This window comes from Vibrio profundi (genome assembly GCF_005281835.1).
GTDB classification, from domain to species: domain Bacteria; phylum Pseudomonadota; class Gammaproteobacteria; order Enterobacterales; family Vibrionaceae; genus Vibrio; species Vibrio profundi.
This window is the reverse complement of sequence record NZ_RZIS01000011.1, coordinates 1-25,888: the sequence shown is the minus strand read 5'-3', so window position 1 is coordinate 25,888 and position 25,888 is coordinate 1. Positions and strand designations below refer to the sequence as shown.

The 25,888-nt window shown below is 42.0% G+C and carries 26 protein-coding genes and 1 pseudogene; 18 read left to right on the top strand and 9 right to left on the bottom strand.

Features of this window, described 5'->3' with window-relative positions; genetic code table 11:
• Positions 1-6 precede the first annotated feature (6 nt).
• The gene (locus ELZ11_RS20565; RefSeq protein WP_137359259.1) at positions 7-648 is read left to right on the top strand and encodes an ATP-dependent zinc protease family protein; all 642 of its coding nucleotides are present in this window, start codon (positions 7-9) and stop codon (positions 646-648) included.
• 64 nt (positions 649-712) lie between these two features.
• Here ELZ11_RS20565 and ELZ11_RS20560 read toward each other — a convergent pair whose 3' ends face one another.
• Together ELZ11_RS20560 and ELZ11_RS20555 are read right to left on the bottom strand one after the other, a co-directional pair.
• Positions 713-1,240, bottom strand: a complete 528-nt coding sequence (locus tag ELZ11_RS20560) for a hypothetical protein (protein ID WP_137359258.1) — start codon at positions 1,238-1,240, stop codon at positions 713-715.
• Positions 1,241-1,346: 106 nt separating this feature from the next.
• A complete protein-coding gene (locus tag ELZ11_RS20555) occupies positions 1,347-1,724 on the bottom strand; it encodes a YgiW/YdeI family stress tolerance OB fold protein (protein WP_137359257.1) in 378 nt (125 codons plus the stop codon).
• A 169-nt stretch (positions 1,725-1,893) separates the two neighbouring features.
• On the opposite strand from ELZ11_RS20555, the gene ELZ11_RS20550 reads away from it, so the two are divergent.
• Genes ELZ11_RS20550 through modC form a run of 3 tightly spaced genes read left to right on the top strand, consistent with a single transcriptional unit; the run spans position 1,894 to position 5,212 of the window.
• Complete coding sequence (locus ELZ11_RS20550) at positions 1,894-3,357, top strand: cobyric acid synthase (RefSeq protein WP_137359256.1); 1,464 nt, start codon at positions 1,894-1,896, stop codon at positions 3,355-3,357.
• 50 nt (positions 3,358-3,407) lie between these two features.
• Positions 3,408-4,106, top strand: a complete 699-nt coding sequence (gene modB, locus ELZ11_RS20545) for a molybdate ABC transporter permease subunit (RefSeq protein ID WP_137359255.1) — start codon at positions 3,408-3,410, stop codon at positions 4,104-4,106.
• The gene (modC, locus tag ELZ11_RS20540) at positions 4,103-5,212 is read left to right on the top strand and encodes a molybdenum ABC transporter ATP-binding protein ModC (protein WP_137359254.1); all 1,110 of its coding nucleotides are present in this window, start codon (positions 4,103-4,105) and stop codon (positions 5,210-5,212) included. Before modB ends, modC begins: the two co-directional genes overlap by 4 nt.
• Positions 5,213-5,279: 67 nt before the next feature.
• Here the strand turns inward: modC and ELZ11_RS20535 are convergent, their stop codons facing one another.
• Entirely contained in the window at positions 5,280-5,717 is a 438-nt protein-coding gene (locus ELZ11_RS20535; RefSeq protein WP_137359253.1) for a DUF3069 domain-containing protein, read from the bottom strand.
• Between the two features lie 135 nt (positions 5,718-5,852).
• On the opposite strand from ELZ11_RS20535, the gene ELZ11_RS20530 reads away from it, so the two are divergent.
• A complete protein-coding gene (locus ELZ11_RS20530) occupies positions 5,853-6,803 on the top strand; it encodes a GGDEF domain-containing response regulator (protein WP_244291692.1) in 951 nt (316 codons plus the stop codon).
• Between the two features lie 108 nt (positions 6,804-6,911).
• Positions 6,912-7,826 (top strand): Solitary outer membrane autotransporter beta-barrel domain, encoded by a 915-nt coding sequence (locus ELZ11_RS20525; RefSeq protein ID WP_244291691.1) that lies wholly within the window; start codon positions 6,912-6,914, stop codon positions 7,824-7,826.
• Here the strand turns inward: ELZ11_RS20525 and ELZ11_RS20520 are convergent.
• A complete protein-coding gene (locus tag ELZ11_RS20520) occupies positions 7,817-9,061 on the bottom strand; it encodes a GGDEF domain-containing protein (protein WP_137359252.1) in 1,245 nt (414 codons plus the stop codon). The two genes, ELZ11_RS20525 and ELZ11_RS20520, sit on opposite strands and share 10 nt — an antisense overlap.
• 229 nt (positions 9,062-9,290) lie before the next feature.
• Here ELZ11_RS20520 and ELZ11_RS20515 point away from each other — a divergent pair, with 229 nt between their 5' ends.
• The 12 genes and pseudogenes from ELZ11_RS20515 (at position 9,291) to ELZ11_RS20460 (ending at position 19,877) form a co-directional block, all read left to right on the top strand.
• Positions 9,291-9,656, top strand: a complete 366-nt coding sequence (locus tag ELZ11_RS20515; protein WP_137359251.1) for a late competence development ComFB family protein — start codon at positions 9,291-9,293, stop codon at positions 9,654-9,656.
• 23 nt (positions 9,657-9,679) lie between these two features.
• Positions 9,680-9,964, top strand: a complete 285-nt coding sequence (locus ELZ11_RS20510; RefSeq protein ID WP_137359250.1) for an HlyU family transcriptional regulator — start codon at positions 9,680-9,682, stop codon at positions 9,962-9,964.
• A 456-nt stretch (positions 9,965-10,420) separates the two neighbouring features.
• On the top strand, positions 10,421-11,974 hold the full coding sequence (locus tag ELZ11_RS20505; RefSeq protein WP_137359249.1) for a Re/Si-specific NAD(P)(+) transhydrogenase subunit alpha: 1,554 nt from the start codon (positions 10,421-10,423) through the stop codon (positions 11,972-11,974).
• Positions 11,975-11,986: 12 nt separating this feature from the next.
• Positions 11,987-13,366, top strand: a complete 1,380-nt coding sequence (pntB, locus tag ELZ11_RS20500; protein ID WP_137359248.1) for a Re/Si-specific NAD(P)(+) transhydrogenase subunit beta — start codon at positions 11,987-11,989, stop codon at positions 13,364-13,366.
• 177 nt (positions 13,367-13,543) lie between these two features.
• Entirely contained in the window at positions 13,544-14,998 is a 1,455-nt protein-coding gene (gene vxrA, locus ELZ11_RS20495) for a sensor histidine kinase VxrA (protein WP_244291690.1), read from the top strand.
• Positions 14,973-15,632 carry a response regulator transcription factor VxrB gene (gene vxrB, locus ELZ11_RS20490; RefSeq protein WP_137359246.1) on the top strand — a complete coding sequence of 220 codons (660 nt, stop codon included), beginning with the start codon at positions 14,973-14,975 and terminating at the stop codon, positions 15,630-15,632. Before vxrA ends, vxrB begins: the two co-directional genes overlap by 26 nt.
• Positions 15,632-16,513: a DUF2861 family protein gene (locus ELZ11_RS20485; RefSeq protein ID WP_137359245.1), complete on the top strand. Its 882-nt coding sequence runs from the start codon at positions 15,632-15,634 to the stop codon at positions 16,511-16,513. Before vxrB ends, ELZ11_RS20485 begins: the two co-directional genes overlap by 1 nt.
• Positions 16,514-16,564: 51 nt before the next feature.
• Positions 16,565-17,728 carry a conjugal transfer protein TraF gene (locus ELZ11_RS20480; RefSeq protein WP_137359244.1) on the top strand — a complete coding sequence of 388 codons (1,164 nt, stop codon included), beginning with the start codon at positions 16,565-16,567 and terminating at the stop codon, positions 17,726-17,728.
• A 42-nt stretch (positions 17,729-17,770) separates the two neighbouring features.
• Positions 17,771-17,917: a YoaH family protein gene (locus tag ELZ11_RS20475; RefSeq protein ID WP_137359243.1), complete on the top strand. Its 147-nt coding sequence runs from the start codon at positions 17,771-17,773 to the stop codon at positions 17,915-17,917.
• 391 nt (positions 17,918-18,308) lie between these two features.
• Positions 18,309-19,055, top strand: a complete 747-nt coding sequence (locus ELZ11_RS20470; RefSeq protein WP_137359242.1) for a substrate-binding periplasmic protein — start codon at positions 18,309-18,311, stop codon at positions 19,053-19,055.
• 86 nt (positions 19,056-19,141) lie between these two features.
• Positions 19,142-19,435 (top strand): annotated as a pseudogene (locus ELZ11_RS20465) (DUF3693 domain-containing protein); the annotation flags it as partial.
• A 70-nt stretch (positions 19,436-19,505) separates the two neighbouring features.
• A complete protein-coding gene (locus ELZ11_RS20460; RefSeq protein WP_137359240.1) occupies positions 19,506-19,877 on the top strand; it encodes a regulator in 372 nt (123 codons plus the stop codon).
• Positions 19,878-19,918: 41 nt separating this feature from the next.
• Here ELZ11_RS20460 and ELZ11_RS20455 read toward each other — a convergent pair whose 3' ends face one another.
• The 5 genes from ELZ11_RS20455 to ELZ11_RS20435 form a co-directional block, all read right to left on the bottom strand.
• Positions 19,919-21,691: a DUF4209 domain-containing protein gene (locus ELZ11_RS20455; protein ID WP_137359239.1), complete on the bottom strand. Its 1,773-nt coding sequence runs from the start codon at positions 21,689-21,691 to the stop codon at positions 19,919-19,921.
• Between the two features lie 432 nt (positions 21,692-22,123).
• A complete protein-coding gene (locus ELZ11_RS20450; protein WP_137359238.1) occupies positions 22,124-22,324 on the bottom strand; it encodes a hypothetical protein in 201 nt (66 codons plus the stop codon).
• Between the two features lie 7 nt (positions 22,325-22,331).
• A complete protein-coding gene (locus tag ELZ11_RS20445) occupies positions 22,332-23,699 on the bottom strand; it encodes a zonular occludens toxin domain-containing protein (RefSeq protein WP_137359237.1) in 1,368 nt (455 codons plus the stop codon).
• The gene (locus tag ELZ11_RS20440) at positions 23,699-24,040 is read right to left on the bottom strand and encodes a DUF2523 family protein (protein WP_137359236.1); all 342 of its coding nucleotides are present in this window, start codon (positions 24,038-24,040) and stop codon (positions 23,699-23,701) included. The genes ELZ11_RS20445 and ELZ11_RS20440 overlap by 1 nt, the downstream gene beginning before the upstream one ends.
• Positions 24,040-25,722: a hypothetical protein gene (locus ELZ11_RS20435; RefSeq protein WP_137359235.1), complete on the bottom strand. Its 1,683-nt coding sequence runs from the start codon at positions 25,720-25,722 to the stop codon at positions 24,040-24,042. The genes ELZ11_RS20440 and ELZ11_RS20435 overlap by 1 nt, the downstream gene beginning before the upstream one ends.
• Between the last annotated feature and the right edge of the window lie 166 nt (positions 25,723-25,888).

Here is a 25,888-nt window from a genome sequence, read left to right as displayed (position 1 = left end):
GAATGTATGAATAAAAGAAAAGCGCTGATTGCATTATTGATGAGTGGTGGACTAATGGCATGTTCCACCACAGCTCCGGTAACAGACACGGAACAAAATACAAATCCAGATGGTTCAACAGAAGTGGCTGTTGAAAAGCCAACAGAGCCAGAAGCGGAAAAGCCTGTTGAACCTGAAGTTGATCCAAAGCCGCCAGCGGTTGAAGATGTGAAAAAGACCGCTGATGGCAAGTTAATCCTTGGTGAAGAAGAGTGGGTATTTGTTCCGGGTTTGAAAGAGACGTTTAAAGCGCGTGTAGATACGGGGGCTACCACGTCTTCAATCAGTGCGGTAGATATTGTTTCTTTTGAACGAGACGGTAAAGATTGGGTTAAGTTCAAAATAGAGCACGATGGCGTAAACAGCAAAGAATTGAGTCTTCCTGTTGAACGGTGGGTTAGGATCAAACAATCAAGTGCTGAAGAAGCGCAGAGACGAGCAGTGATCGTTGCTTGGATCCAAATTGGTGATTTGAAAGAGAAAACTGAGTTTACTTTAGCGGACAGAACGCACTTAACTTACCCATTGTTACTTGGTCGTAGTTTCTTTAGAGATGTTGCGGTAGTCGATGTAGGTCAGAAGTACGTACAAGACAAAATTACTAAGTAATCAAGTTTTAGATATTAAAAAGGCCTTCACTGAAGGCCTTTTTCTTGTCTGCTATATGGATAAATTAGAAACCGAAGCGAGCGGACATCAACACTTGATGACCGTATGTTCCGTTGTTACGAATGTCGACGCCTAGAGAAAGTTGTTCTGTAGAGTGGAAGCGGCCACCGACACCAAAAATTGAGTTCGTTTTATCGTTATCCATAATTTGACCAACGCGGATGTTAACTTCGATACCTTCCATTAACCAAGCACGAGCACCTAAGTTAATTTCTGTACGGAAATCGTCATCGCCAGATTCGTATTTGATGTTATGCAGCAGCATTTGGCCATAAATATCAGCAAACTGACCAGCAGGGCCATTAAAGCCGATACCACCTGCAGCATCCCAATCACCAGAAAATCCGCTATCGAATCGACCGATAAAGTGAGTGTTTTCGGTAAAATAAGTAGTGAACTCGCCACCAAAAGTACTCGGGCTAGAGCCCATGCGAATTTCCAAGGCATTGTAATTAAAGTTATTCGCTTGCGCTGAAACTGAAAATAATGCGGCTAAGCCAATAAGTAACCTATTGTTTGCAATACCAAACATGAGAACTCCAGAAAAGATATGTACTATTTGCAGTATAATACAATAAAGCCTGCAATATGCAGGCCATTTTCTGGATTATTGGTTTCCAAGTCACTGAATCTATAAATTATAGTAATTGGATATGTTCAACTTCTATTTCCGGCGTGTTTCCACCTTCAAATTCACCGAATATACGGATTGATGTATCGGCAGTTAGAGGCTGGTTAAGCTTGATGTCGTCATCGAGTTCGATTTGAATTTCGCTTTCGCCATCAGAAAAGACAAACGTGTCTTTATTAATCTGCTTTACGATTTTTCCATCAACAACGGCATCTTTCTCAGTAAACATGCTGCTTTCAGCAAGAAGTGAAGCCACCGATACCGATTCTACAGGCCCGGTGTACTGCACGTATTGATCTTTGCCTTTGTGATCGTTGTTGCCAGCTAACGCAAGAGTTGGCGCAAGAATAAGGGTAGCGGCTGCAGCGATAATTGTGTTTTTCATAATGTTTTCCTCTTTTGTAATCCTATTCGTAATCGACAAGGCTATTAAACAACATAGCGATTGAATGCAGAGTGAGTAACGCATTCATTTTCCATTCATTTTTATAGGCATCTAACTGTTAAACTGGTTAATATAGAGCTAATGTTCGCTCGGATTCAAAAAGACCAAAATGAAAACTCCACTCCAAGCTTTGATGGTACAAGGCACAACTTCAGACGCAGGCAAAAGTGTATTGGTGGCAGGCTTATGCCGCGTGCTGGCAAGAAAAGGGATTTCCGTTGCCCCTTTTAAGCCACAGAATATGGCGCTTAACAGCGCTGTGACGAAAGATGGTGGAGAGATTGGACGAGCACAGGCTGTTCAGGCCCAAGCGTGTAATCTAGAGCCTAGTGTTCACATGAACCCTGTTTTATTAAAGCCAAATTCTGATACCGGCGCCCAGGTTATTCTGCAAGGTAAAGCAATAACGAATATGGATGCGACGGGCTACCACGACTATAAGAAAGTCGCGATGGATACGGTTTTGGATTCTTTCGACAAGCTCACCGCTGTGTACCAAAGTGTCATGATTGAAGGTGCAGGCAGCCCTGCAGAGATTAACCTGCGAGCAAATGACATCGCTAACATGGGGTTTGCTGAAGAGGCTGATGTGCCGGTAATAATCATTGCCGATATTGACCGTGGTGGCGTATTTGCACATTTGTATGGCACGCTCGCTTTGCTGTCTGAATCAGAGCAAGCCAGAGTGAAGGGGTTTGTTATTAACCGATTCCGTGGTGACATTTCTTTACTCGAATCTGGCTTAGACTGGCTAGAAGAAAAAACCGGTAAGCCTGTTATTGGCGTATTGCCATATCTACATGGCTTTAATCTAGAAGCTGAAGATGCCATTACTTGCGCTCAGGTGTCTGGCGACGACGTTAAGCTGAATGTTGTCGTTCCTGTATTGACGCGAATTAGCAATCATACCGATTTTGATGCGTTACGTTTAAACCCGGATATTAATTTGCGATACGTCGGTAAGGGCGAGTCGCTGACCAATGCCGATTTAATCATCCTTCCAGGAAGTAAATCAGTACGGGCAGACTTAGATTACCTACGTTCACAAGGCTGGGATAAAGACATCCTTCGCCATATTAGACTTGGTGGCAAAGTCATGGGTATTTGTGGGGGTTACCAAATGTTAGGTGAAATCATTGATGATCCTAATGGGGTGGAAGGTCCTGCAGGTCAAAGCCATGGGTTAGGATTACTAAGTGCTCGCACTGTACTTACAAAAGAAAAAACGCTTACAAATAGCAAAGGGCAGCTGACGTTAAACGGGCGTACGGTGCCAGTGAAAGGTTATGAGATCCATGTTGGTGAAACAGAGCTAAGTGAAAACTCTCCTGTTCAACTTGAAAATGGTAAGTTTGATGGAGCGGTAAGTGATTGTAATCAAGTCATGGGAAGCTACCTCCATGGTATCTTTGATAGTTCTGAAAGTATGAAGCTCATATGTGAATGGGCAGGGGCTAGTGATATCGCTGAGCTTGATCATGAAGCGCTCAAAGAAGAAGGGATCAATCGCATCGCTGACGCAGTTGAGAAGTATTTGAAGCTTGAACTACTTTGGCCAGAACTCTCCAAGTAGAAATGAAACGCGTAAATGGAGTTATTACGATTTGGATCTAAACGAGCATAATGTTGTATTTATCTGACTACGAAATTCAAGCCCTATTGCTTAGCCTTAAGGTTGCGGCTTATGCGATGATTTGGTTGATACCGCTAGGTATTTTTCTTGCGTGGCTGCTGGCTAAAAAACAATTTGTTGGGAAGAGCATTCTAGAAAGCATTATTCATTTACCCTTGGTACTGCCACCAGTGGTGATCGGTTATTTGCTACTCGTAACGATGGGCAAACAAGGCTTAATTGGACGATGGCTGGACGATACTTTCGGTATTGTTTTTAGTTTTAGTTGGAAAGGTGCAGCCCTTGCTTGTGTAGTGGTGGCACTGCCGTTAATGGTTCGTTCAATTAAACTTAGCTTAGACAGTATTGACAGTAAATTAGAACAAGCTGCTGCGACATTGGGCGCATCTCCAATACGTGTATTTTTCACCATCACTTTACCGCTTATGTTGCCAGGGATTATCACAGGCACTATGTTGTCATTCGCTCGCAGCTTAGGTGAGTTTGGCGCGACAATAAGCTTTGTATCAAATATTCCCGGTGAAACTCAAACGATACCGCTTGCTATGTATACCTTTATTGAAACCCCCGGCTCTGAATTAGAAGCTGCTCGTTTATGTGCGATTTCGATTGTTATTGCATTAGCATCATTAATATTTTCTGAGTGGCTTACGAAAAAATCATCGGCTAGGTTGGGGGCGTCAAGTTGAGAGATAAACTAGTCATTCAATACGAGCAGCGACTCGGAGAGACTCAATTTAATATTGATGTGGTATTACCTAATAAAGGGATCACTGCGATCTTTGGAAGATCCGGAGCTGGGAAAACATCTTTAATTAACGTGATTGCCGGGTTAACCACTCCAAAATCGGGCACTGTGGATATAGACGGTAATGTACTGTTTGATAGCCGAAGTAATATCAATTTGCCTACCCATAAGAGAGATGTTGGCTATGTGTTCCAAGAATCTCGCCTGTTTCCTCACTTTAGTGTACGCACCAATTTAAACTATGGCGTAAAAAAAACTGATAACGAGCATTTTGAACGAGTAACTCAACTGCTTGCGTTAGAGCATCTTCTCGATCGATATCCTTCTGCATTGTCGGGGGGAGAAAAGCAGCGAGTTGCAATAGGGCGCGCGTTACTATCTAAGCCTCAACTTTTGTTAATGGATGAGCCTTTAGCGTCACTTGATCTTCCTCGTAAGCGTGAAGTCATGCCTTTCCTAGAGGAGCTCGCGGAAAAGGTTGAAATTCCTATTTTGTACGTGACCCATAGCCTGAACGAAATTTTAAGGCTGGCGAATCATTTAGTTATTATCGACCGCGGAAGCGTGATTAATTCTGGCCCTATTGAAGAGGTGTGGTCTTCTCAAGCTATGAGACCTTGGCAATCGTTTTCTGAAAGAAGTTCACTTTTTGAAGCCAGTGTTGAGGAGCATAACGATAATTACGCTCTCTCAAAGCTCAAGCTCACTGAGGGAGTATCACTATGGGTGCAGAAGGTTGATAGTGATATTGGCACGCCAATGCGTTTACAAGTGCGCGCAAATGATGTATCGATTACGTTGGATAAACCACAACATACATCTATTCGTAATATTCTAGCTGCCCGTATACGGCACATTGAAACGCAGCATCAAACTGATGATAAGCAAAGTGCAACGATTGAGCTTCAATTGGCTGATGATTGTGTGCTCGCCGCGACCATCACTGTTTGGGCGCTAGAAGAACTCGGTTTACAGGTAGGGAGCCAAGTGTACGCTCAAGTCAAAGGCGTGAGTGTGACTCAAAGAGATATCGCAGTTAGCCATTAAATAGCTAATAGGCATAAAAAAATGCCGCTAATTAATTAGCGGCATTTTTGTAAAATCAAGATTGAAATTACTTAGTAAATACTTCTTTAAAGTCACGCTTAAGAATAGCGTCGCGGCGTGCTTTCTTAATTTGCTTAACCATGTCTTTTACACAGTTGTGTAGTACTTGATCTAGAAGTTGAGCACGGTACTCTTCTTTCTCTTCGTCAGTCATGCCTTCAGGAAGATTAAGAGTAGGGAACTCTTCCATCACGTTTACACCTGCAAAACCTTGGCTTACAGTAATTAAAGCGTGAAATTGCTCAAAGTTATCAAGTACATTCTGTGCACTTGCAGGAAGGCTGTCCCATGCTTCACGTACAGCTTCTTCAGACACTTCATGGATAGATGTAACCATATGGTGCATCGCTTCAGGTACTTCATCGAATTCGATTACTTGACGAAGTTCTGGTGAGATAGTGGTTAAATCGACTACTTGTTGTTCGTTATTTGTCGCGTCTGACATAGTATTTCTCTTCAAAAAGAAACAATGCTAAAAAGTTCTGGAGAAAAGTCAATAAAATATGAGAAATAGCGCGGGAATAATTCTAAGAATTAATATATCTTGTTGTTACTAGGTGATTTTTTAAGTGAGGCGAATATGACAGTAAAGGGATCTTCAATGCGTATTTTGCTGGTTGATGATGTTCAGCTAGACAGAATGCAGCTAGCCATTCGTTTAAAGCAACTTGGACACAATGTTGAAGCTGTTTCGAGTGGTAAGGAAGCGCTCGAACTGTATTCCTCTTTTGATCCTGAATTGGTGCTGCTGGATATTAGTATGCCTGAAATGGATGGATTTGAGGTGTCCAATGAAATTCGCCGACTTTTCCCTGACTGGATCCCTATTATTTTCTTAAGTAGCCACGAAGAGCCCGAAATGATCGCCAAAGCGATAGATGCTGGTGGCGATGACTATCTGATAAAACCGGTAAATAAGTTAGTTCTTAATTCCAAGTTAATCGCGATGCAACGTATTGCTTACATGCGTCGTGAGCTAAAACAAACATCATCTAAATTGGAAGAGCTAAACGCTTTACTCCAACATCAGGCTAATGAAGATGGCCTGACCAAAGTTTATAATCGTCGCTATATGGATCAGAAACTAGAAGAAATGATTGGCTGGCATGGTCGTCGAAAAGCACCTTTGACGCTGATTTTGCTCGACGTTGATTTCTTTAAGCCATACAACGACAACTACGGTCATATTGAGGGCGACAAGTGCCTACAATTGCTTGCTGGTGCTTTAACCGAAAGCTTTAGCCGTGCTGGAGAGTATGTGGGTCGATATGGCGGTGAAGAGTTTGCGATAATCCTGAGTGATATGGATACTGAGTCGGCTCACAAGCAAGCCCAAAGGATCAAGAAAATCGTGCATAGTATTGATTGTAAACATGAATACTCGAAGGTATCTGATGTTATAACCGTATCTCAAGGAGTGTATTGCTTTGTACCTACAGGAAATGAGCTTACGAACAGTGTTTATGAGATTGTAGATTCAGCTTTGTATCAGGCTAAGCAGAATGGGCGTAACACTTACGTAGCCATTTAAAGTTATTGTTCGAGATAAAACGTGGTTGGTAATAACAAACGAAAGAGGCGCATTTATGTTGCCTCTTTTTTAAGTTCTAGTCTTATTGCCACTGCATCGTTTGGTGCAGTGGCTGCGACTCCATTTCAAAAAGAGTTGGAGCGCTCTTTCGCGACGTCGGTGATTTTAAGTGACAGCGATGTGTTTACTTTTGGTTTTCATGACTTTGATCCTAATGCATGGTTCAACTTAGATCAGGAAAACATAGGATCGAATGAATCCTTGAGTCGACGTAAACAGATCGCAGCGACAACCCTTCCTTATACGTTTGAATTTGGTGAAGTCACGGATGAGAATCGACAAGAAATGACTTTTCGATTCTCAGCGCTGCAAACTGATCAAGAAGTACGCATTGGTAATGCAACGGTTTCCGACAATCACAAAGAAGTGGTCGTCAGTGGTTATTTCGATATCAGTCATATCCACAGATTAGATGAGAACTGGAGTGTTAAAAGTACACTTGGAAACCATTTATCGTACTACAACAGTCAATTTGATTATCGAAGTAATGTCTTAACGCCTATTCGAGACCAATTAGATGGAGTTTATGTTAATACTTATGCTTGGGCCTACATTGTTGAACCGAGTATTGAACTAGGGTTCGAGCAACCAAGAGATTGGGGCAGATGGAAAATCTCTACAAGCTGGCATTATTTCAATGGAGTAGGTTGGGGAGAGGCTAACCATGGCGATGTTGGTCGTCCTGAAGGATGGTATTTAGCTAATGAAGCAAAACTTTTCTACAACGTTACGCGGTGGGGGAAATCAATATCTTCTATGTACACCAGTATTCGTAGAGTCGATTTAGGTGGAGATACATCAGAACCATTTGGCACCCAACACTATTATGAAACAAGCTTAGGCTGGTTGATAACGCCCTGGTTTAAAAGTGAATGGGTGGACAATATCGGGATAGGTTTAACAATTAACTACGGTAGTTCATTGAAAGGTGGGAGCTTAGTGATGTTCTTCAATCAAGATTGATGCGTCACAAGCTGGTTTCGTCCTGCGTCTTTCGCACCATACAAAGCGTTGTCTGCTAGCTTGATGACTTCTTCCGGTACTTTTGTACTACGGCTGTCTGAAAGACCGATACTCACTGTCACTCTTACTGTCTCAGTGTTTGCCTCAAGTTTACCGCGCTTTTTAATACCGGCTTCATCGTTTTCAGGGCGTGAGCGTGAATTGCGAATAACCATATCATAGCCTTCAATATCGCGAATTAGGGCTTCTAAATGCTTCTGAACTTGATGAGAATACTTACGTTTAAAAATGATAGTGAACTCTTCACCACCGTAACGATAAACCTTCGCACCACCGGACGTGAGTTTGAGACGGCTAGCAACTAACTTCAATACATCATCACCAGTGTCATGGCCATAAGTATCATTAAATTTCTTAAAGTGGTCGATATCTAGCATAGCAATAGCGTATTTGCCGCCTAGGTGCTTTATATCCACCTCTAAAGCGTGGCGGCCAGGAATATTTGTTAGTTGGTCGTTAAAGGCCATAGCGTGGCTTGCTGACATTACGTAAACGATGATCAATACGCCAGCAAGAGAGAACATAGTGCTAGAGATATATTGGATATCAAAGAAAATGAATGTTGTAGAAGCCAGTAGGATAGAGCTGTAAACCACGACGTCTATCGGACGATTTTGCATTAACACCAAAATCGAAGTCAGTCCGGTTAAGCCTAATCCATAAAGAACAAGTATAAAGGGAATTTTAGAGACCGCGGGAATGGTAAATAGAACATTGCTACTCCATTCTTTAAAGCCGCCGTCATTAAAGTGAGTGAGTGTTAGGTGTGACCAAAATAAAAATAGGATCAAAATGGTGGTGTAAATTGCCACGCCTTTTGAATTGACCCCTGTATCAGTAAATGCATACACAAGGAGGCAGGCAACAGGTAATAATACTGCTAGTAACGATAGCTCCAACAGCGTTGTTCCGCTACTTAATGGGCTTTGCAAGCGGGCCTGAATAACGCTATAGGCAACTAACATCGCCATAGAAACCATTGCCATTCTGCCTTGCTTAAAACTGTGGCACAGAATAACTCCCACAATGAGCAGAATATAAGGAAGATTACTTGCAATACCGATGTTTGCATCTGTTACTAAGATGACATTGTTCATCCCTCCCAGAATCATTCCTAACAATAGAATCGGGAAGAAAAATCGAAATAAGCTCGATGTAACAAAAGAAGATGTCATTTAAATGCAGCGCCTAACTCAACTGATAATCTTATAATTTTGCAAAAAGCTTACGTAGCATACGGTCAAATTCAAAATTTCCAAGCTTTTTGCCGTAATTCTAAATAAAAATATGGCTCACGTTTAAAAAAGCATCAACTTTATTCATATAAGTTTCTATTTGCTATTACACTTTAATGAGGCTAAATAGTATAAATGTGTTAGGTAGTTACGGACGAGAGGTCAAAAAATGCAAATTAGTGTCGATGTACATAACTATATGGAAACGCTAGTCGGTCATGTATTGGCCAAGGATGAATACGTTAACAAATACGACAACGAACAATTGGCTGATTTGGCCTGTTTGGCGTTGTGTCAGCTTCGACCAATCTACATACGATTTGATATAGACTTCTTATCGGCGCTACCTGAAGAGAAATTGGTCCTCTATAAAAAGAATAGTGAGATAGCGATCAAGAATGCAGAGTCAATGATCCTTGACGATAGACGGAAAAACCGTTCTGATGATATTCCTATTATCTTCACACACCCAAGTTTTGATGATGATGTCGAACTAGAGTGGTTCGAGAAGCCACTGTTAAGTCATCGTCAGTAGTAGTTAATCCAAAGGAGAATTGAGTGGGACTATTTTCAATGCTGTTTGGCGGCAAAACAAATGAAGCTGAACAGAAAGAGTCAGTCGAGCCAGTCGAATATAAAGGCTTCTTTATCTACCAAGAAGCGATGCCAGACTCGGGGCAATATCGAGTCGCTGGTCGAATTGAAAAAGAAATTGATGGGGAAACCAAAAGTCACAGATTCATCCGCTCTGATGTTGTGTCAAATAAAGACGATGCTAATGAGCTGATGCTTAAAAAATCACAGATGTTTATCGATCAAATGGGTGATGGCATTTTTAGCTAAACGAAATCAATCAATTCACCGAACTAATCTAGGGCTACCCGCTTCATGCGAATAGCTCTTTTTTATGGGTGTTACCAAACATACTCGTCAACCTCTACCTTGTTTCAAATCATGATAGCCACCCTGTATTTGAGCTAATCGAGCGATACGTTGTCACGTTTTAAACATTAAAGTGACGATTGCTATACGAGTTTAATTTAGCTCAAAGGTCATACCACAACAAATTGGCTTTAATCGTAACTTATTAACTAATCAGTGAATTTTAGTTATATGAAGTATCGATTTCATTTAATGAAAACTTGATCTGAACAGTACCACTTTAGTCTATCTTCGAGTAATGTCATTAGATGCCTAAATTGCATGCAAGGGTACAAACGATTAAATCCTGCTAGTAAATCGATTCAATCGTGAACGCTACCTCACGTATACACAGATATAATTCACAAGGAGTACAAAGTGCAAATTGGTGTACCAAGAGAAGCCCTCGCGGGCGAAACGCGAGTTGCTGCTTCACCTAAATCGGTCGAACAGCTATTAAAGTTAGGTTTTGAAGTCTGTGTTGAATCTCAGGCAGGAGCCTTAGCGAGCTTTGAAGATGCTGCTTATGAAGCTTCAGGCGCGACAATTGTGTCTAAAGAAGAAGCTTGGGATTCAGATATTATCTTTAAAGTAAATGCACCATTAGTAGATGAAGCTAACGGTATCAATGAAATTGAGCAGCTTAACGAAGGCGCAAGCTTAGTTAGCTTTATTTGGCCTGCTCAAAATCCTGAATTAATGAAGAAGCTTTCAAGCAAGAATATCAACGTGCTTGCCATGGATTCTGTGCCACGTATTTCCAGAGCGCAGGCGTTAGACGCTTTGAGCTCGATGGCGAATATTGCAGGTTACCGAGCAGTTGTTGAAGCGGCTCATGAGTTTGGTCGATTCTTTACTGGTCAAATTACGGCTGCAGGTAAAGTTCCACCGGCAAAAGTTTTAGTGGCTGGGGCTGGTGTTGCAGGCTTGGCGGCAATTGGAGCGGCAGGCAGCTTAGGGGCGATCGTACGTTCATTTGATGTTCGCCCTGAAGTGAAAGAGCAAGTTGAATCAATGGGCGCGGAATTCCTGGAGGTTGATTTCCAAGAAGATACTGGCGCTGGTGATGGCTACGCAAAAGAAATGTCTGATGCTTTCAATAAAAAAGCGGAAGAGCTTTATGCAGAACAAGCTAAAGACGTAGATATCATTATTACGACTGCGTTAATTCCTGGTCGACCAGCTCCAAAACTGATCACAAAAGAAATGGTAGATAGCATGAAAGCGGGTAGCGTGATCGTTGACCTAGCTGCTGCAAATGGTGGTAACTGTGAGTATACAGTCGCTGACCAAGTGATCATGACGGATAACGGCGTTAAAGTGGTTGGTTACACAGACATGGTCGGCCGTTTGCCTACGCAGTCCTCTCAGCTTTATGCTACAAACCTCGTCAACCTTGTTAAGCTGTTATGTAAAGAAAAAGATGGCAATATCAACATAGATTTTGAAGATGTTGTATTACGTGGTGTTACCGTCATTAAGGAGGGGGAAATCACGTGGCCAGCCCCACCAATTCAAGTTTCCGCTCAGCCTCAAGCAAAAGTTGAAGCACCGAAAAAGCCAGAGCCTAAAGTAGAAGAGCCTGTCTCTCCAGTTAAGAAGATCGCGGCGATCGCTATCGGCGTAGGGGCTTTTGCTTGGATCGCATCTGTAGCTCCTCCTGCTTTCTTAGCTCACTTTACTGTATTTGTTTTGGCATGTGTGGTGGGTTACTACGTAGTTTGGAATGTGACACATGCATTGCATACGCCACTTATGTCGGTAACCAATGCTATTTCGGGCATCATTGTGGTTGGTGCATTGCTACAAATAGGCCAAGGAAGTGGCGTTGTAACTTTCTTAGCGTTCATCGCAGTTCTCATTGCAAGCATAAACATATTTGGCGGCTTTACCGTTACCAAACGTATGCTTGAAATGTTCCGTAAAGACTAAAAGGAGTAACACATGTCTGCAGGATTAGTACAAGCAGCTTATATTGTTGCTGCTGTATTCTTTATTATGAGCCTAGCTGGGTTGTCAAAACAGGAATCTGCTCGCGCAGGTAACTACTATGGCATCACAGGTATGGCTATTGCGTTGTTAGCGACGATCTTCGGACCACATTCCGAAGGTGTAGTTTGGATCATTATTGCGATGGTGATCGGTGGCGGTATTGGTATTCATTACGCAAAGAAAGTTGAAATGACTGAAATGCCAGAGCTCGTTGCTATTTTGCACAGCTTTGTTGGTATGGCAGCGGTATTGGTAGGTTTCAATAGTTATATTGATGCACCAGAAGCGGCGAGCCACGCTGAGCATGTGATTCACCTTGTTGAAGTATTCTTAGGTGTATTTATCGGTGCTGTGACTTTCACTGGTTCAATTGTGGCATTTGGTAAGCTTCGAGGCATTATTTCTTCTTCTGCGCTTAACATTCCGCACAAGCATAAATGGAACTTAGCAGCGATTGTTGTATCGGCGTTCTTACTAACTCGTTTCGTCGAAGCAGATGGAAGTATGTTCGCGCTTATCGTCATGACATTGATTGCGTTTGCATTCGGTTATCACTTGGTGGCGTCTATCGGCGGTGCTGATATGCCAGTTGTTGTTTCTATGTTGAACTCATACTCTGGCTGGGCTGCAGCAGCAGCTGGTTTCATGCTAGCGAACGACCTGTTAATTGTAACTGGTGCGTTAGTCGGTTCATCAGGTGCAATTCTTTCATACATAATGTGTAAAGCAATGAACCGTTCTTTTATCAGTGTCATTGCTGGTGGATTTGGCCAAGAAGTGTCGACTTCTTCTGAAGTAGAAGATCAAGGTGAGCATCGTGAGGCTTCTGCTGAAGAAGTAGCGGAAATGCTTAAAAACTCGAAAAACGTCATCATCACACCGGGATATGGCATGGCGGTAGCACAGGCTCAGTACCCAGTGCATGAAATTACTGAAAAGCTTCGCGCCCAAGGTATTAACGTTCGATTTGGTATTCACCCTGTCGCTGGCCGACTACCAGGTCATATGAATGTTCTGCTTGCAGAAGCGAAAGTGCCATATGATGTCGTTCTAGAAATGGATGAAATCAATGAAGACTTTAGCGACACAGACACAGTATTGGTAATTGGCGCAAACGACACGGTGAACCCAGCTGCACTGGAAGATCCAAATAGTCCTATTGCCGGAATGCCTGTACTAGAAGTTTGGGATGCACAAAACGTCGTTGTGTTTAAGCGCTCAATGAATACGGGTTATGCCGGTGTTCAAAACCCGCTATTCTTTAAAGACAACACTCAAATGCTCTTTGGTGATGCAAAAGAGAGTGTGGATGCGATTTCTCGCGCACTTTAATTTTGTAGTTGAATACAAAGCCAGCCTTCGTGCTGGCTTTTCTTTGTTTAAGTTCCTGGAAACAAATAAATAGATTAAGTCGTGTTTTGTAACCGTAGCAGTCAGTACAACCATTTTATCTTTGAACGCATATAGTATATATTTGATTTAATTGAATGAATTGGTTCTATAATAATAGTGACGATAAAACGAATCAAAATACTGACACCTTTATTACTTTTGCTCTCTGCGAAGGCGTTTGCAGATTCGTTACCTGAACGTATCGATAACTTCAGTAAAAAGTTTGAACTTCATAATGCGGTAGAGTCTTACGATATCAGGATCTTACAAGCTGATTACCCAACCAAGTTGCTGACTCCATCTTCAATGCTTCCTCAGACCGCCAAGTATCCATTGAAAGATATCCAACGTTTATATCAACTTTCTAAAACTTGTAGCGGAAAACTTCCACTTAGTCCTTTGATCACAGAGCCTTTAGTTTTTACACGAGCACTGTGCAAAGGTACCAAACTCGGAACTCGTTGGTTTAGCCGTAGCGGGTTAATCCACCCTGGTGGTGGAACATACGCTGCACGTTACGTTGAAAAGTATCCAGACAAATTCGAAACCCTGAAGAAGTTCATGCATATTCAAGAGCGTAATAACCTTGAAGGTGATGGGTTACTCGATCGCTTGAAGCATATGGATAGCGAAGCGATCACTGCATTGATCTCCGGTGCAAGCATGTTTGTCGAACAAGACAAAATGTGGATTCGAAGAGGCGATCAATACTATTTGTATGATGACAGCGTTTGGAAAACTAATGCTGAAGAAGTAGGGCTGACTTTTAAGTTGTCGTCTGAAGACAGTAGTTGTTTTGTACAGCGTGGCAATATTTGTTGGGATGTTGAAGATCACTCACAAGTATTACGCATCAGTATGATCGTGTTGGTGATTGCCAATATTTTGCTTGTGATTGGTTGGGCCCTTTATCGCTGGAACAGCAAAAAACAAGAACTAAAAAGCCGGATGTTAGTCTTACAAATCCTAACGCATGAATTAAGAACTCCGATAGCTAGCCTGTCTTTAACCGTTGAAGGCTTTAGAAGGGAGTTTGAGCATTTACCTGAATCGGTATACGATGAATTCAGACGGTTATGTGAAGATACGCGCCGTTTACGACAGTTGGCTGAAGCCAGTAAAGATTATCTTCAATCAGATAATCAACCCCTTGCAACAGAATGGATCCCAAGCGTAAGAGATTGGCTAGAGTACAAAATTGAAGAAGAATTTGAACCTGGAATCCAGCTCGTTATTAACCAAGATATTGCTGCAAAAGTAAACGTCTATTGGTTAGGGACATGCATAGATAACTTAATACGAAACGCTGTGAAATATGGTGTTGCGCCTGTTACTTTACAGCTTGATACATCTGACAAAGGCCTGACATTTAAAGTAATAGATAATGGAGACTTGTCTCGCAAAAATTGGGCTGAATTACGAAAGCCATTTGTGAGTAAAAGTGGATTAGGATTAGGCCTAACAATTGTTGAATCAATGGTTGGAAAAATGGGGGGAAAAATGACCCTGATTGGTCCACCGACTACATTTATTTTGGAGATACCTTGTGAAACAGACATTGCTTCTAGTTGAAGACGATAAAAACCTAGCAGACGGTCTATTAGTGAGCTTGGAGCAAGCTGGTTATGACTGTTTACATGCTGAAAGAATCTCTGAAGTTGAAGCTTACTGGGAACAAGCCGATCTAGTTGTTCTAGATCGTCAGCTTCCGGACGGAGATTCAGTTGAACACTTAGCATCTTGGAAGAAAAAGAAAGATGTGCCTGTCATTCTACTTACTGCTTTAGTTACCGTTAAGGATAAAGTGGCAGGGTTAGATTCCGGTGCGAATGATTATTTAACGAAACCATTCGCTGAAGCCGAGCTATTTGCACGTATTCGTGCACAGTTGCGACTACCAGATTCAGAAGAACAAGACACTTCAAAGGTTACAACCGAAAACTTAGTGATCGATAAGGCGACTCGTGAGGTGCTGTTTAATGGAGAAGCAATTACGTTGACACGCACCGAATTTGACTTACTGCTGTTTTTAGCCAGTAATCTAGGGCGTGTATTCACCCGTGATGAACTACTAGACCATGTGTGGGGATATAACCATTTCCCAACAACCCGTACTGTTGATACACACGTTCTCCAGCTAAGACAAAAACTGCCGGGGCTAGAGATTGAAACTCTGCGTGGTGTTGGTTACAAGATGAAGGCGTAATGCTTAAAAGAACGATCACGTTAGGTTTACTGTTTAGCTTGTGCAACCCTGCACAGGCTAACGACTGGTTTAAAGAAAGTAATTCTCTAACACAAGTCCATAAACATATTTTGGACAACGACTTACCGACTATGTTCAGCTCGTTAGTTGAAGTCTGGCAAAGCAGTGAGTCTAAACAGCACAGACAGCATCTAAATGAATTGTTTGCGCAATCATTAAATAAAGACTGTGGAAAAAGCCTGACTAAACCTTCGATTCCTGAATGGTTAAATGCAGTTACTGTTAGGCGACATGCCATTCAAAGCCCTGGCAGAGATACTTATAGGTTAGTCGTTGAAGTAGAGTCAAAAAATAGAGTCTCTGAGATTGATCTAACCAAATGGGTGGATAAGACTATCTCTACCGATAGTGACTTTAACCAAAGTAAATCTATAGATGGGGCGAATGACGTATATAAGAAGCGTTATAACCTTGGCAATTCTTTGGAATCAGGCTTATATAGGCTAACAGTCTCGGGTGATTCTAACCGCTCTTGGAGTACGTGGATCGTTCTTGGTGAATTTTCTATTCGACAACAAGTAAGGTGGTCTTCTAAAGACTCCTGGATTATTGACAAAAAAGAGCTGCTCAACCCATATTGCCCATTACCAACATTGGATGTTGGGTTGTACGATTATGTAGAAGGACAGTATGAACAAGTGTGGGGAAAGACCTTTGAATCGGACTATCCAAAGACGCTAGAAAACAACAAGTTCTCGAATGATAGGTATGTTTTAGCCGTTTCGATGAATCATGCGCGTTGGCAAGGCGATATAGTAATCGAACAAACGCAAACGATAAGTAAAACGTATGATATTTCTAGCGAAGAGGAATTAAAGTAAATTACACTTATGCCGTTAACTTAGTTAGGGATATAACAAAGAATAATCAGCATGAAGAATTATACTAAAATAATCGCAACATCATTGTCACTGGCAGCGTTACCGGCGTTTGCTGGGGGAAACTATTCTATTGAAGCCCGAGGGGACGCGATGGGTGGAGTTGGTGTAGTTTCCGCAAGTTATCTTACCGCGCCTTTCTATAATCCAGCATTAACTGCAATCTATCGACGCAACGATGACGCTGGGATGCTACTACCGAGTTTTGGTCTTACATATAATAATGAGGACGATCTCGTTGATGAAATCGACACCTTAGCTGCAGCCGCGACAGATGGTGACATCGCAACAATTAATACGACACTAGCAGCAATGCAGGGGGATGAGTTGCAGTTTGAACTTGGTGGGGCTGTTGCTTTTGGTATACCGAATCAGTTTTTGGCAGCAAATGTTTTTGCTAAAGCTTACACCGAAAGTTATATTACGCCAGATGTGTGGACTAGCGAGGTTGATGCTGTTGATAATGCGGAATTAACAGCTATTAAAGGTGTAACTGTAGCGGTGACTGAACTCGGTATCGCATTAGCAAAATATCAAACCTTTATGGGTCAACATATTGCGTTCGGCGTCTCACCTAAATTACAACGTATTTATACGTATAACTACATTGCCTCTGCGAGTAATTATGACACCGCAGATTTACGAGAAAATGACACTGGTAAGACAATACTAAATGTTGACGCTGGTGCTGTATGGTTTTACGGCCCGTTCCGTGCAGGCATTTCCGCGAAAAATATGGTACCACGCTCAATCAATACAGTAGATTTAACGCAGGAAATTTACAACACTGCTAGAGATGAGTCCAGGACAGTAAACGCAAAGTATAAATACGAAGTTGAAGCTGTATATACGGTGGGTGCAGGTATTGTTGCTGATTACTTTACATTGAGTGTTGACTACGATTTAAATGAAGCAACTAAATTTTCTACGTTCAATGACAATGTTCAAATGATACGAGTAGGGGGGGAGGTCGACCTTCTTCGACAACTCCAAGTTAGAGCAGGCTATTATCAAAACTTAGCATACTCAGACTCTGAAGGGACGATCACCGCAGGTATCGGTCTGTCTCCACTAAATCTGTTTGAGTTGGATCTAAGCGCAAACTATACAAATGAAAACTCAATGGGCGCTTCAATAAATTTCCTTGCTAGCTACTAAGACTCCTTATATAGTCGGCTCCTAAAATATAAGGAGTCGACCATGCTAAATGACCTACCAACACTATCCCATGAAGAACAGCAAAAAGCCGTTGAACGAATTCAAGAATTAATGACTCAGGGGATCAGCACTGCTGAAGCCATCAAAATTGTTGCAGAACAAATCAGAAAAGAAGTGAGTGAAAAATAGGGCAGGTAACACTGCCTTTTACTTTATAGAGCACTATAACTAAATGGTATACCTCGACACATTATAAATCTCAAATCTCACAACCCTAATCAATTGATCTAATCGAACCGATAAAATTAAATATAATCAAGGAGTTACAGTCTTAGTGTATTAACTCAGTATAGTTTTGTAATAATATCTGTAATTTACTTACAGCTAGAAAGGAAAGTGTTACAAGTTCGCCAATTGGTGTCAAAAATAGTGACGCCAGGGCTGGTTTGTAATAAATAAGCTTTGATGGCTGGTAAAAGGAAATTGAAATATTTTGAATATCGAAACTAGTTACGTGGTCACTCTGTATGAGTTGTATTGAGCTAGAATTAGAGTGTTAGTTGCAAACGATCGAACATAAATGAAGAAGCCATACTTATTCATATTGTTATTGCTCTGGTCTGTGGACTGCTGGTCTGCGGGAAAAGTTCGTCTGGCGTCAGGGGAATGGTATCCTTATTTATCCCAGAGCCTTCGTAACGGCGGTTATGTCGCTCAAATCGTCGTGGAAGCTTACGAGTTAGAAGGTTATGAAGTAGAGCTTATCTATTTACCTTGGGCGAGGGGTTTCCAAAAGGTGTCTAGTGGTGATATTGATGGTACGTTTGTGTATTCAAAAACTCCAAGTCGACAGAAGGTAGTACTTTTTTCTGATGAAATACTATCTGTACCAATTGCTATATTTTATCGTTCAAATTTGAATTTCAACTGGAACGATGTCAACGATCTTCAAGGTTTAAAAATTGGTGGTGTGCTTGGTTACGATTACGGGGTATCTAAGTTTGAACATGATAAGACGATAGTGATAGATAGAATTGAGAATCAAATGGGTAACTATCGAAAGTTACTGGCTGGCCGGTTGGATATTTTATTTGAGTTTCCAGAAGTTGGTGAAAGTTTTATCGAGCGCCTTGGAGTACAAGACCAAATATCGATGCATCCAACACCACTAGTCGAAAAGTCATACTCACTTATAATTACTAAAAAGTCTAAGCGCTCAGACGAGTTACTTTCAGCATTTAATCGAGGCTTAAAAAAGCTCAAAGCCAAAGGCTTAGACAAGCATTACGAAAAACAGTCGAAACAAGGTGCTTATGAAAAGCATTAAAGACATAACGTAGTTAAGAAAGCCAGCATCTTTAGCATTGTCTAGATTAATCGGCTAACTCGAATAAATACTCTTAGAATTAGCATGTGGAATATAAACGGCTCGCAGTAGATTTAGGTGTAAGCCCATAAATGCTTACCGACGTTAGTAAAGGACACTCATATCTAAAAGAGAATCAGATACTTATGATGGCGGATGCCGTTGGTGAAGATAAAGAAAAAGCCTTAGTTGGGCTTGCTTTAGATAAGTCCAAAACGCACGAAGCACAGACACTGTGGAGCAGCATCGCAAAAAAGTTTAATGGGCATGGTTTATCAAGTATTTCAATGGCTTGTGGTGCATTGGCCCTATATGTAAATCAAACCTCTCAGTGCGTATTATCTAGAATTATGTTGAATATCAATTCATTTCATAAATATATAAAGCCTCTTTTATTTAGAGGTTTTACCAATGAAGTACCGCGATATGACTAAAAACTATATATTTCGCGAATTGGAATGCATGATGACCAAACAGCAAGTTGCCGCGCTATGTTTTAAATCTGTGATAACTGTCACTGAATGGGATAAAGGTAAACCCATTCCCCCTGAGTGTAAAAGGCTTATGAGAATGGTTAAGGGTAGGGAATTAAGTGACGAGAAGGAATGGCAACTTTTCAAGATGCAGAATAATCGTATGAAGTTACCGACTGGCCAGTTAGTAACTCCTCAAGAGTTGTTAGCCGGCATCGCCCTATTAGAGATCCAATCAGAACTTGAACTAAGAACTTCTACGCGCCTTATTAAGTTAGCTAGAGCGATTGAACGTATAAAATCAAAATGAACTTAGTTATGAGGGTGCTTGCCACCCTCAATAAAAGCTAGCTAGTCGCTAGGGGGGGTACTTAAGGCAAGTGAGCCTAATACCAAACGTAAATATCTCCACCAAATATAGATAGATTCCGAAGAGTAGCTATCACTATCGTCACATAACCCATGGGCAAGTCTGTTCCTAAAATTAAAGCTAGTTTCGTTTGCAAACAATACTTTTAGCTCGAATAACAAAGACTCATCAAACACTTCCTTAGCCATTGGCTCATGAAGTAGAAAATTTAGGCTTGAAACTTCAGCTGTGTGGTCAGGTTCACTTGTATGTACCAGCTTATCGTTTTCTCGAAGTGAGCTTCTTACAAAGTGTTCGATCTGTGGTATCAAAAGGTGAACTGCCACATCAAACTCTAGGTTAAACCCAGCTAGTAATGCTTTTGAAATGATTTGGTATCGACCTGACTCGACTAGCGGTGCCTGCTCACATAGTTCAAGCATCAGAGACTGATCAATTAGGAATTCTTCGGTGATTTGTCTTACGGCTGGGAGTATCATCCCTTGAACCATAACTCCAATATTACTACTGGCTATTAAATTGAAGTTGGCGAAGTTAGTTATATTTTCTGATGTAACTGATTCGTCTAATGCTATAGCTGAGCTATGGCCAACAACTCTGCCATCTGAAGAAAGGTAAACATTACTCATCAGGCTTGATAAAGGAAAATTGGCTCTTGATTGTTCAACTAACTCTATAAGTTGATGAACATTTAATGCTATCGGAAAACTACATAGTGAACCAATCGCCACTTGTGGTGTGTCCTTTCCTGATACCCGATCGCGTGCGTCTAGTGCAAGGTCACTCACATCTTGTTCATGGGAGAAAACAGGCATCTCGTCAAATGTAGTTTCGCTCGTATCTTGTCTAAGCTTTTTACATTCTTCTATTTTGTCGTTGATTAGGCTGGTTCTATGAGATTTTGGGATTTTTAAATAAGTTTGTATTGCGTTACTGAAAAGGCTACTCAGTACGAACTTTGTGTCAGAAGACCTGCTTTTAGCTTCTTCTAACCAAGCATCCCCACTTAGCTCTAACATTTTGGATTTTGACTTACTGTCGTTAAGGAGACGAAACTTATCTTCAGCTAAGCCAATATACCTTTTCGCTAAATCAAACCGTTTTTCCTTCATACAATCTTCAAAGATATTTCGGCATAACTTTGCTGTTGACTGGTCGTCAGAACGAAAAATAGAGAACTCGTGACAAAATTTGAGTAAGTGAAGGTAGAACTCCAAATCGGATTTATGAAGTGACATCAATGCTTTCAGTTTGTCTTCAAGGAGAGTTAAGGACTGTTCTCTCTTAAACATTTTTATGTATATGAAAGCTCTAGCCAGACAATACTTGGTAGCTAAGAAAAAATTTTGAGGATTTATTTTTACCTGAATGTATTGATCGATAGCATTTTCAGCATCAAGTTTTGATTTCTTCTTACTCTTTAACCAAAGAATTTCGTAAATACGACCTAACAAGATTGGTTCTGTTATATGGTCCAAAAATAGGCGAAGATTGGAAAGGTATATCTCGTCCACACTGTCTAACAGTTTTTTTCTGTTATACGGTAAGCTTAGTGGGTAGTTTCTTTCATTGTAATCCCCTCTGGCTGATGATATCTCAATAATGGTTTCTAAAATCAGCTTATGCTGCTCTTTTAGATTGTTTCTCAAGTGCTTTTCTAGGAGGTGGCTTTTTCCAGTAGCGATTACGTCATTATTTACAATAGACCAATCGAAGCTATCTGTTGACTCGGGATGGATAATTGCTGTTGGCATATAAAGTCGAATACCCTTATTGAAATGGGACTTTCTTGATTAACTATATCCCGTCAAATATAAGAAAGTTTAGTTGTTGTCGATATCATTCAAAAGTTTGAAGATTATACCGCTAACTAAATGAGTTGTATCTCTTTCCCAATTAAAGACTTGAGCCTGAACCTTTAAAATACGTCGAATTTACCCCCGTGATACACCACGGGGGTTTGACCCTCCGCCTCATTCTTCCTCCTCAGTCTTCGTCGTCATCACTCGTTGTCAGGTCAGCACCGCTAGAGATCCTTTTCGACACTCAAATGATCTTAAAAGCAGGCGAACATAAAAAAGCCTTGCGAACTGGCAAGGCTTCTTAAAGAGCGATTCTGGCAGGAACGGGCAGTGCCACAGCCTCAAGGTGCTGAGTAACTGACCGCGCCGATTCAGTGCAACTAATTATTCAACTTCAGTGGGCGGCTTGGTGCTTCGTTCGCGCTCCGCACTCTCTTTTCCCTGCGGGGCGAAAAGCTTACCGAGCATATAACAGGCTGCATCATAGGTTATCAGCGCAGCGATAACCGCCAAGAACTCCGCCATAAAGAACGCCTCTAAAAAGGCTACAAAATCACTTTCACTTATCTGAATTACGTTACCCATAGACACCTCAAAACAAACTGACTTTTGCATTCATCGTTTCAGGCCGTTGAGCGCGTTGCTCTAACGGCTTGCATGTGATCATCTTTCTTTGGCCGTTTCGTGTTAGCTCTAAAAGACATTGGTCAATCACTCGATAACTAATGTCGTAGTTATCAAGAAAAGCCTCGCTCAAGCTATAGACACCATCAGCAGTGATGGCCTCTAAATTCACGTATCGGTTAATCTTGTTATCCTTAATGGCGAACGTCACTGACGTCACGAACGCTTTCTGAATACCCTCGAAAGGTAGAATCTTTCCTATATAAACACTCTTAACAACATCCCCATGATTAGCTTGATTGCTATCCCCACCAGTAGATACATCAGAATCACTTTGACCAGTTGTTTTACTCGATGAGTCGCTTTGGCCAAGAACGGAAGACGAAGATTGCGACGTTTGCGGTTGCGTATCTTCCTCAGAAGAATCAATAAGGCGATTGGATATTTCATACATTAAGTAACCTAAGCAAAAGATGGACAGCAACAAAGCTGCAATGGCTTTGGGGCTACGAAATAGAGTGTTCATAGCTCCGGCTTGTTTCGCTAACCCTGTACCTGTTGATTTATACAGTAGGAACGCATCAAGAGGGATTTTCTTTTTAAACGTGTTTACATCGAGCTTTTTGGGGATGACGGGTGTAGTGACCGACTTGTCATGTTTCCAAATCAGGGGCTTTCGTTTGCACCAAAAAAACTGGTCACGGCCTTTATGAAAGAAGTTCTGCTCACCACAAGCCTTGATGCCTGAATCGATTTGTTTCCAGTCCGGTGAAAGCAGCTCGATATCCCAGTTATATTTTCGGTGACGCATGAACCCCTCGTTGAACGTGTGAGGATAGATAATGCGGCCGTTCTCATCGTATTGAGCAACGCCTCTATCATCCGTTTCCGATTCTTCGAGTTCGTTCATGTCGGCAGGGATATAGCGAGAGTTAAAGAAATCGACATAAGATTCAGGCAGTAGGCCGTCTTTGCCCTGGTCTTTAGTGATGAACGTATCGAGAGGCTGATACTTCACTTTCTTCATATCAAAGCCGATGTTCTTGGAGTAGATATCTTGGCATTCATCTATCACAATCAGCGCCCCAATCGGGCACCAACAAAAGAAATGCGTCCACAGAAACACGCCAGCTTCATCCCTTGATGAGATACGTAGCAATTTAGTGGTGGAGGGGAATTTACAATCAAAGCGTTTCTCGATGGAAGCAACGGTTTCCATGCCCTCAATGTTGGTCACGACAACACGGCCAGCCTTGAGCGCTTCATAGATAACAAAGTAGGCAGTGTAGGCGGATTTATAGGAGCCGTTTGCCCCAGTACGAATAGTGATGGCCATTAGCGTGTCATCCTCATAACAAAGCCAGTGGTAAAGAAGTTGGCAAGAATGGACAGTCCTTGAGGGATACCAAACTTGAACGCGTAGAAACGGATTTCATCCGGCAGCATATTGAACGCGGTTTTAAGCGCATCGTTAAAGCCAATTTCTTGGAGCAGGATTCGAGCGGAGTTGTAAGACAGCTTCATGAACTCGATTTGAGCCATGATGGTGAGCTTCAAAAAGAACAACTGAACATACGAAAAGAGATCCATCATCATTTGTGGAATACCGACAAGGAAATCCGAGAAGAACTGGAACTGTTCAGCGCTCCAATTGAGAAAGGTGGTGAGAGCTTCCATTAGTTATTCCCCAACATACGAAGACCCGCAATCACGCAAATAAAGATAATGACCGCATAGATAAGTTCGCTATTGTCCAAGAGCGCATCAAGCACTCCAGATTTGAAAGAGTGGCTGCCACCGTTTAGCGTTAAATCCAAACGGTGTTCCACGTAGGAACCTTGTTCAAACTCGCTAACATCAATAGAGAGTAGGGACTTGAACTCATCGAGCTGGGCGGCGTATTCGGTTTTGAGTGTTTCAATATCGGTGTTGATTTCAGTGAATGCGCTTTCACTAAAGAGAAAGTCTGATTGAAAGGTGTCGCTTGGTGTCGGTTTGGTGAAAGTCCCTTGGCCGAGCTTATCGATAGAGTCAGAAATGCCGCTGAGAGAATCCGCGATGGCTTGGGAACCATTACCATCCGTTGGAGCACCACCAGAAGCAAGGCCGTCGAGCTTAGTGGCTAACCCGTCGATTTGAGCAGACAGACTTTCATTAAGATCCTGTACCTCGTAGAACGTGTCATCGGAAACCGCGTAAGCAAGGGAAGAATTGTTTTTAGCGATGCGAACGTCTTCGGCCAGTGCGTCTAGCTTGTCAGAGTTACGATAATTTCGGTTGAGTACATCCAGAGCTTCACTCATTTGGTTTTTGATGGTGTCGGTATTTTTCTTTGCCCCATTAGAGCGGTTGGCCGCGTTCTTGAGTTGGGTTGCTTGGGTAGGAGTCAGGCCAACGCCGCCAGTGATAGAGATATCTTCAATTTTGTTCGCCAGGTTCATTTCGATTTGGTTCAAGCGAGAGGATTGCGTATTTTGAGTTGCAATGATTTGGTCGTTCTTTTGTTTGTTGGTCACCGAGTTGCGAACACTATCTAATAGCCAACTGTTTTGAGCCGTCGTCAAGCCGCCTCCACTGACTTCAATTCCGTTCACGGCATCAATCACCGCTTGATTAGAACGCCCGAAAATATTCTGTAAGTTATTGGACATATCACTCACTGAACCTTTAATGCTTCTAACCGTACTCGTTACCCCTTGATTGAGGATATGTAAATCAGCCCGGTCAAGACTGGACATAGCGAGAAGCTTTACCGACTTAGCCAGTTCATGGTTAGCGGAAGACAAATCAGAAGTAGTACGGGCTATGGTGTTAATGTCTTCACAGTTACCAGTGCCACAATAAACCTTTGAAATAACAGAAGTGTTAGGGGTTAACTCATCGACATATTGTTCAAGTTCATCAGGGATGTTATCGCCGTTTCTGTCGGTTACGCCTCCATCGGCCTCACTTGGATTTGGGTCGATGCCGTTAGGGATACCGTCACCATCAAAATCTTCCTCAGCGTCATCAATGCCGTTGTGGTTGATGTCATTTTCGTAAGGAAAAGGTAAGGGCTCATCACCAAAGAAGCGTCCCCGTTCTGACCAAGCACATGTAGCACCTGTATGTTTAAATACGCCCGTCCAGTATTGGTCGTTATTCGGTGCATCGACTTGAACGGCGCCCGTTAGAATCAATTCACACGCCACTTGACCCTCAGTAGAACCGCGACAATACCGATTGGGGTTATCCCCATAAACGTACGCGTCCCACCTGACCGTTCGATTCAAATCTTTAAGAACCATACACGAAGAAACGCAGACGCCGCCTTGGTCAACTTGACCTGTAGGGCAATCAACCGCGTAGGATTGAGCCATAAAAACCAGGCATGAAACCATCAAAAAGAGCAGGGCAACAAAGGTATTAATTATCGATTTCATACTGAACCCAGATATAAAAAAGCCCCCGTTAGGAGGCGTTAATTCCGGTATAGATACCGTAGACAAAGGATGAAGCCATAACCACGCCAAGTAAGATGGTTAC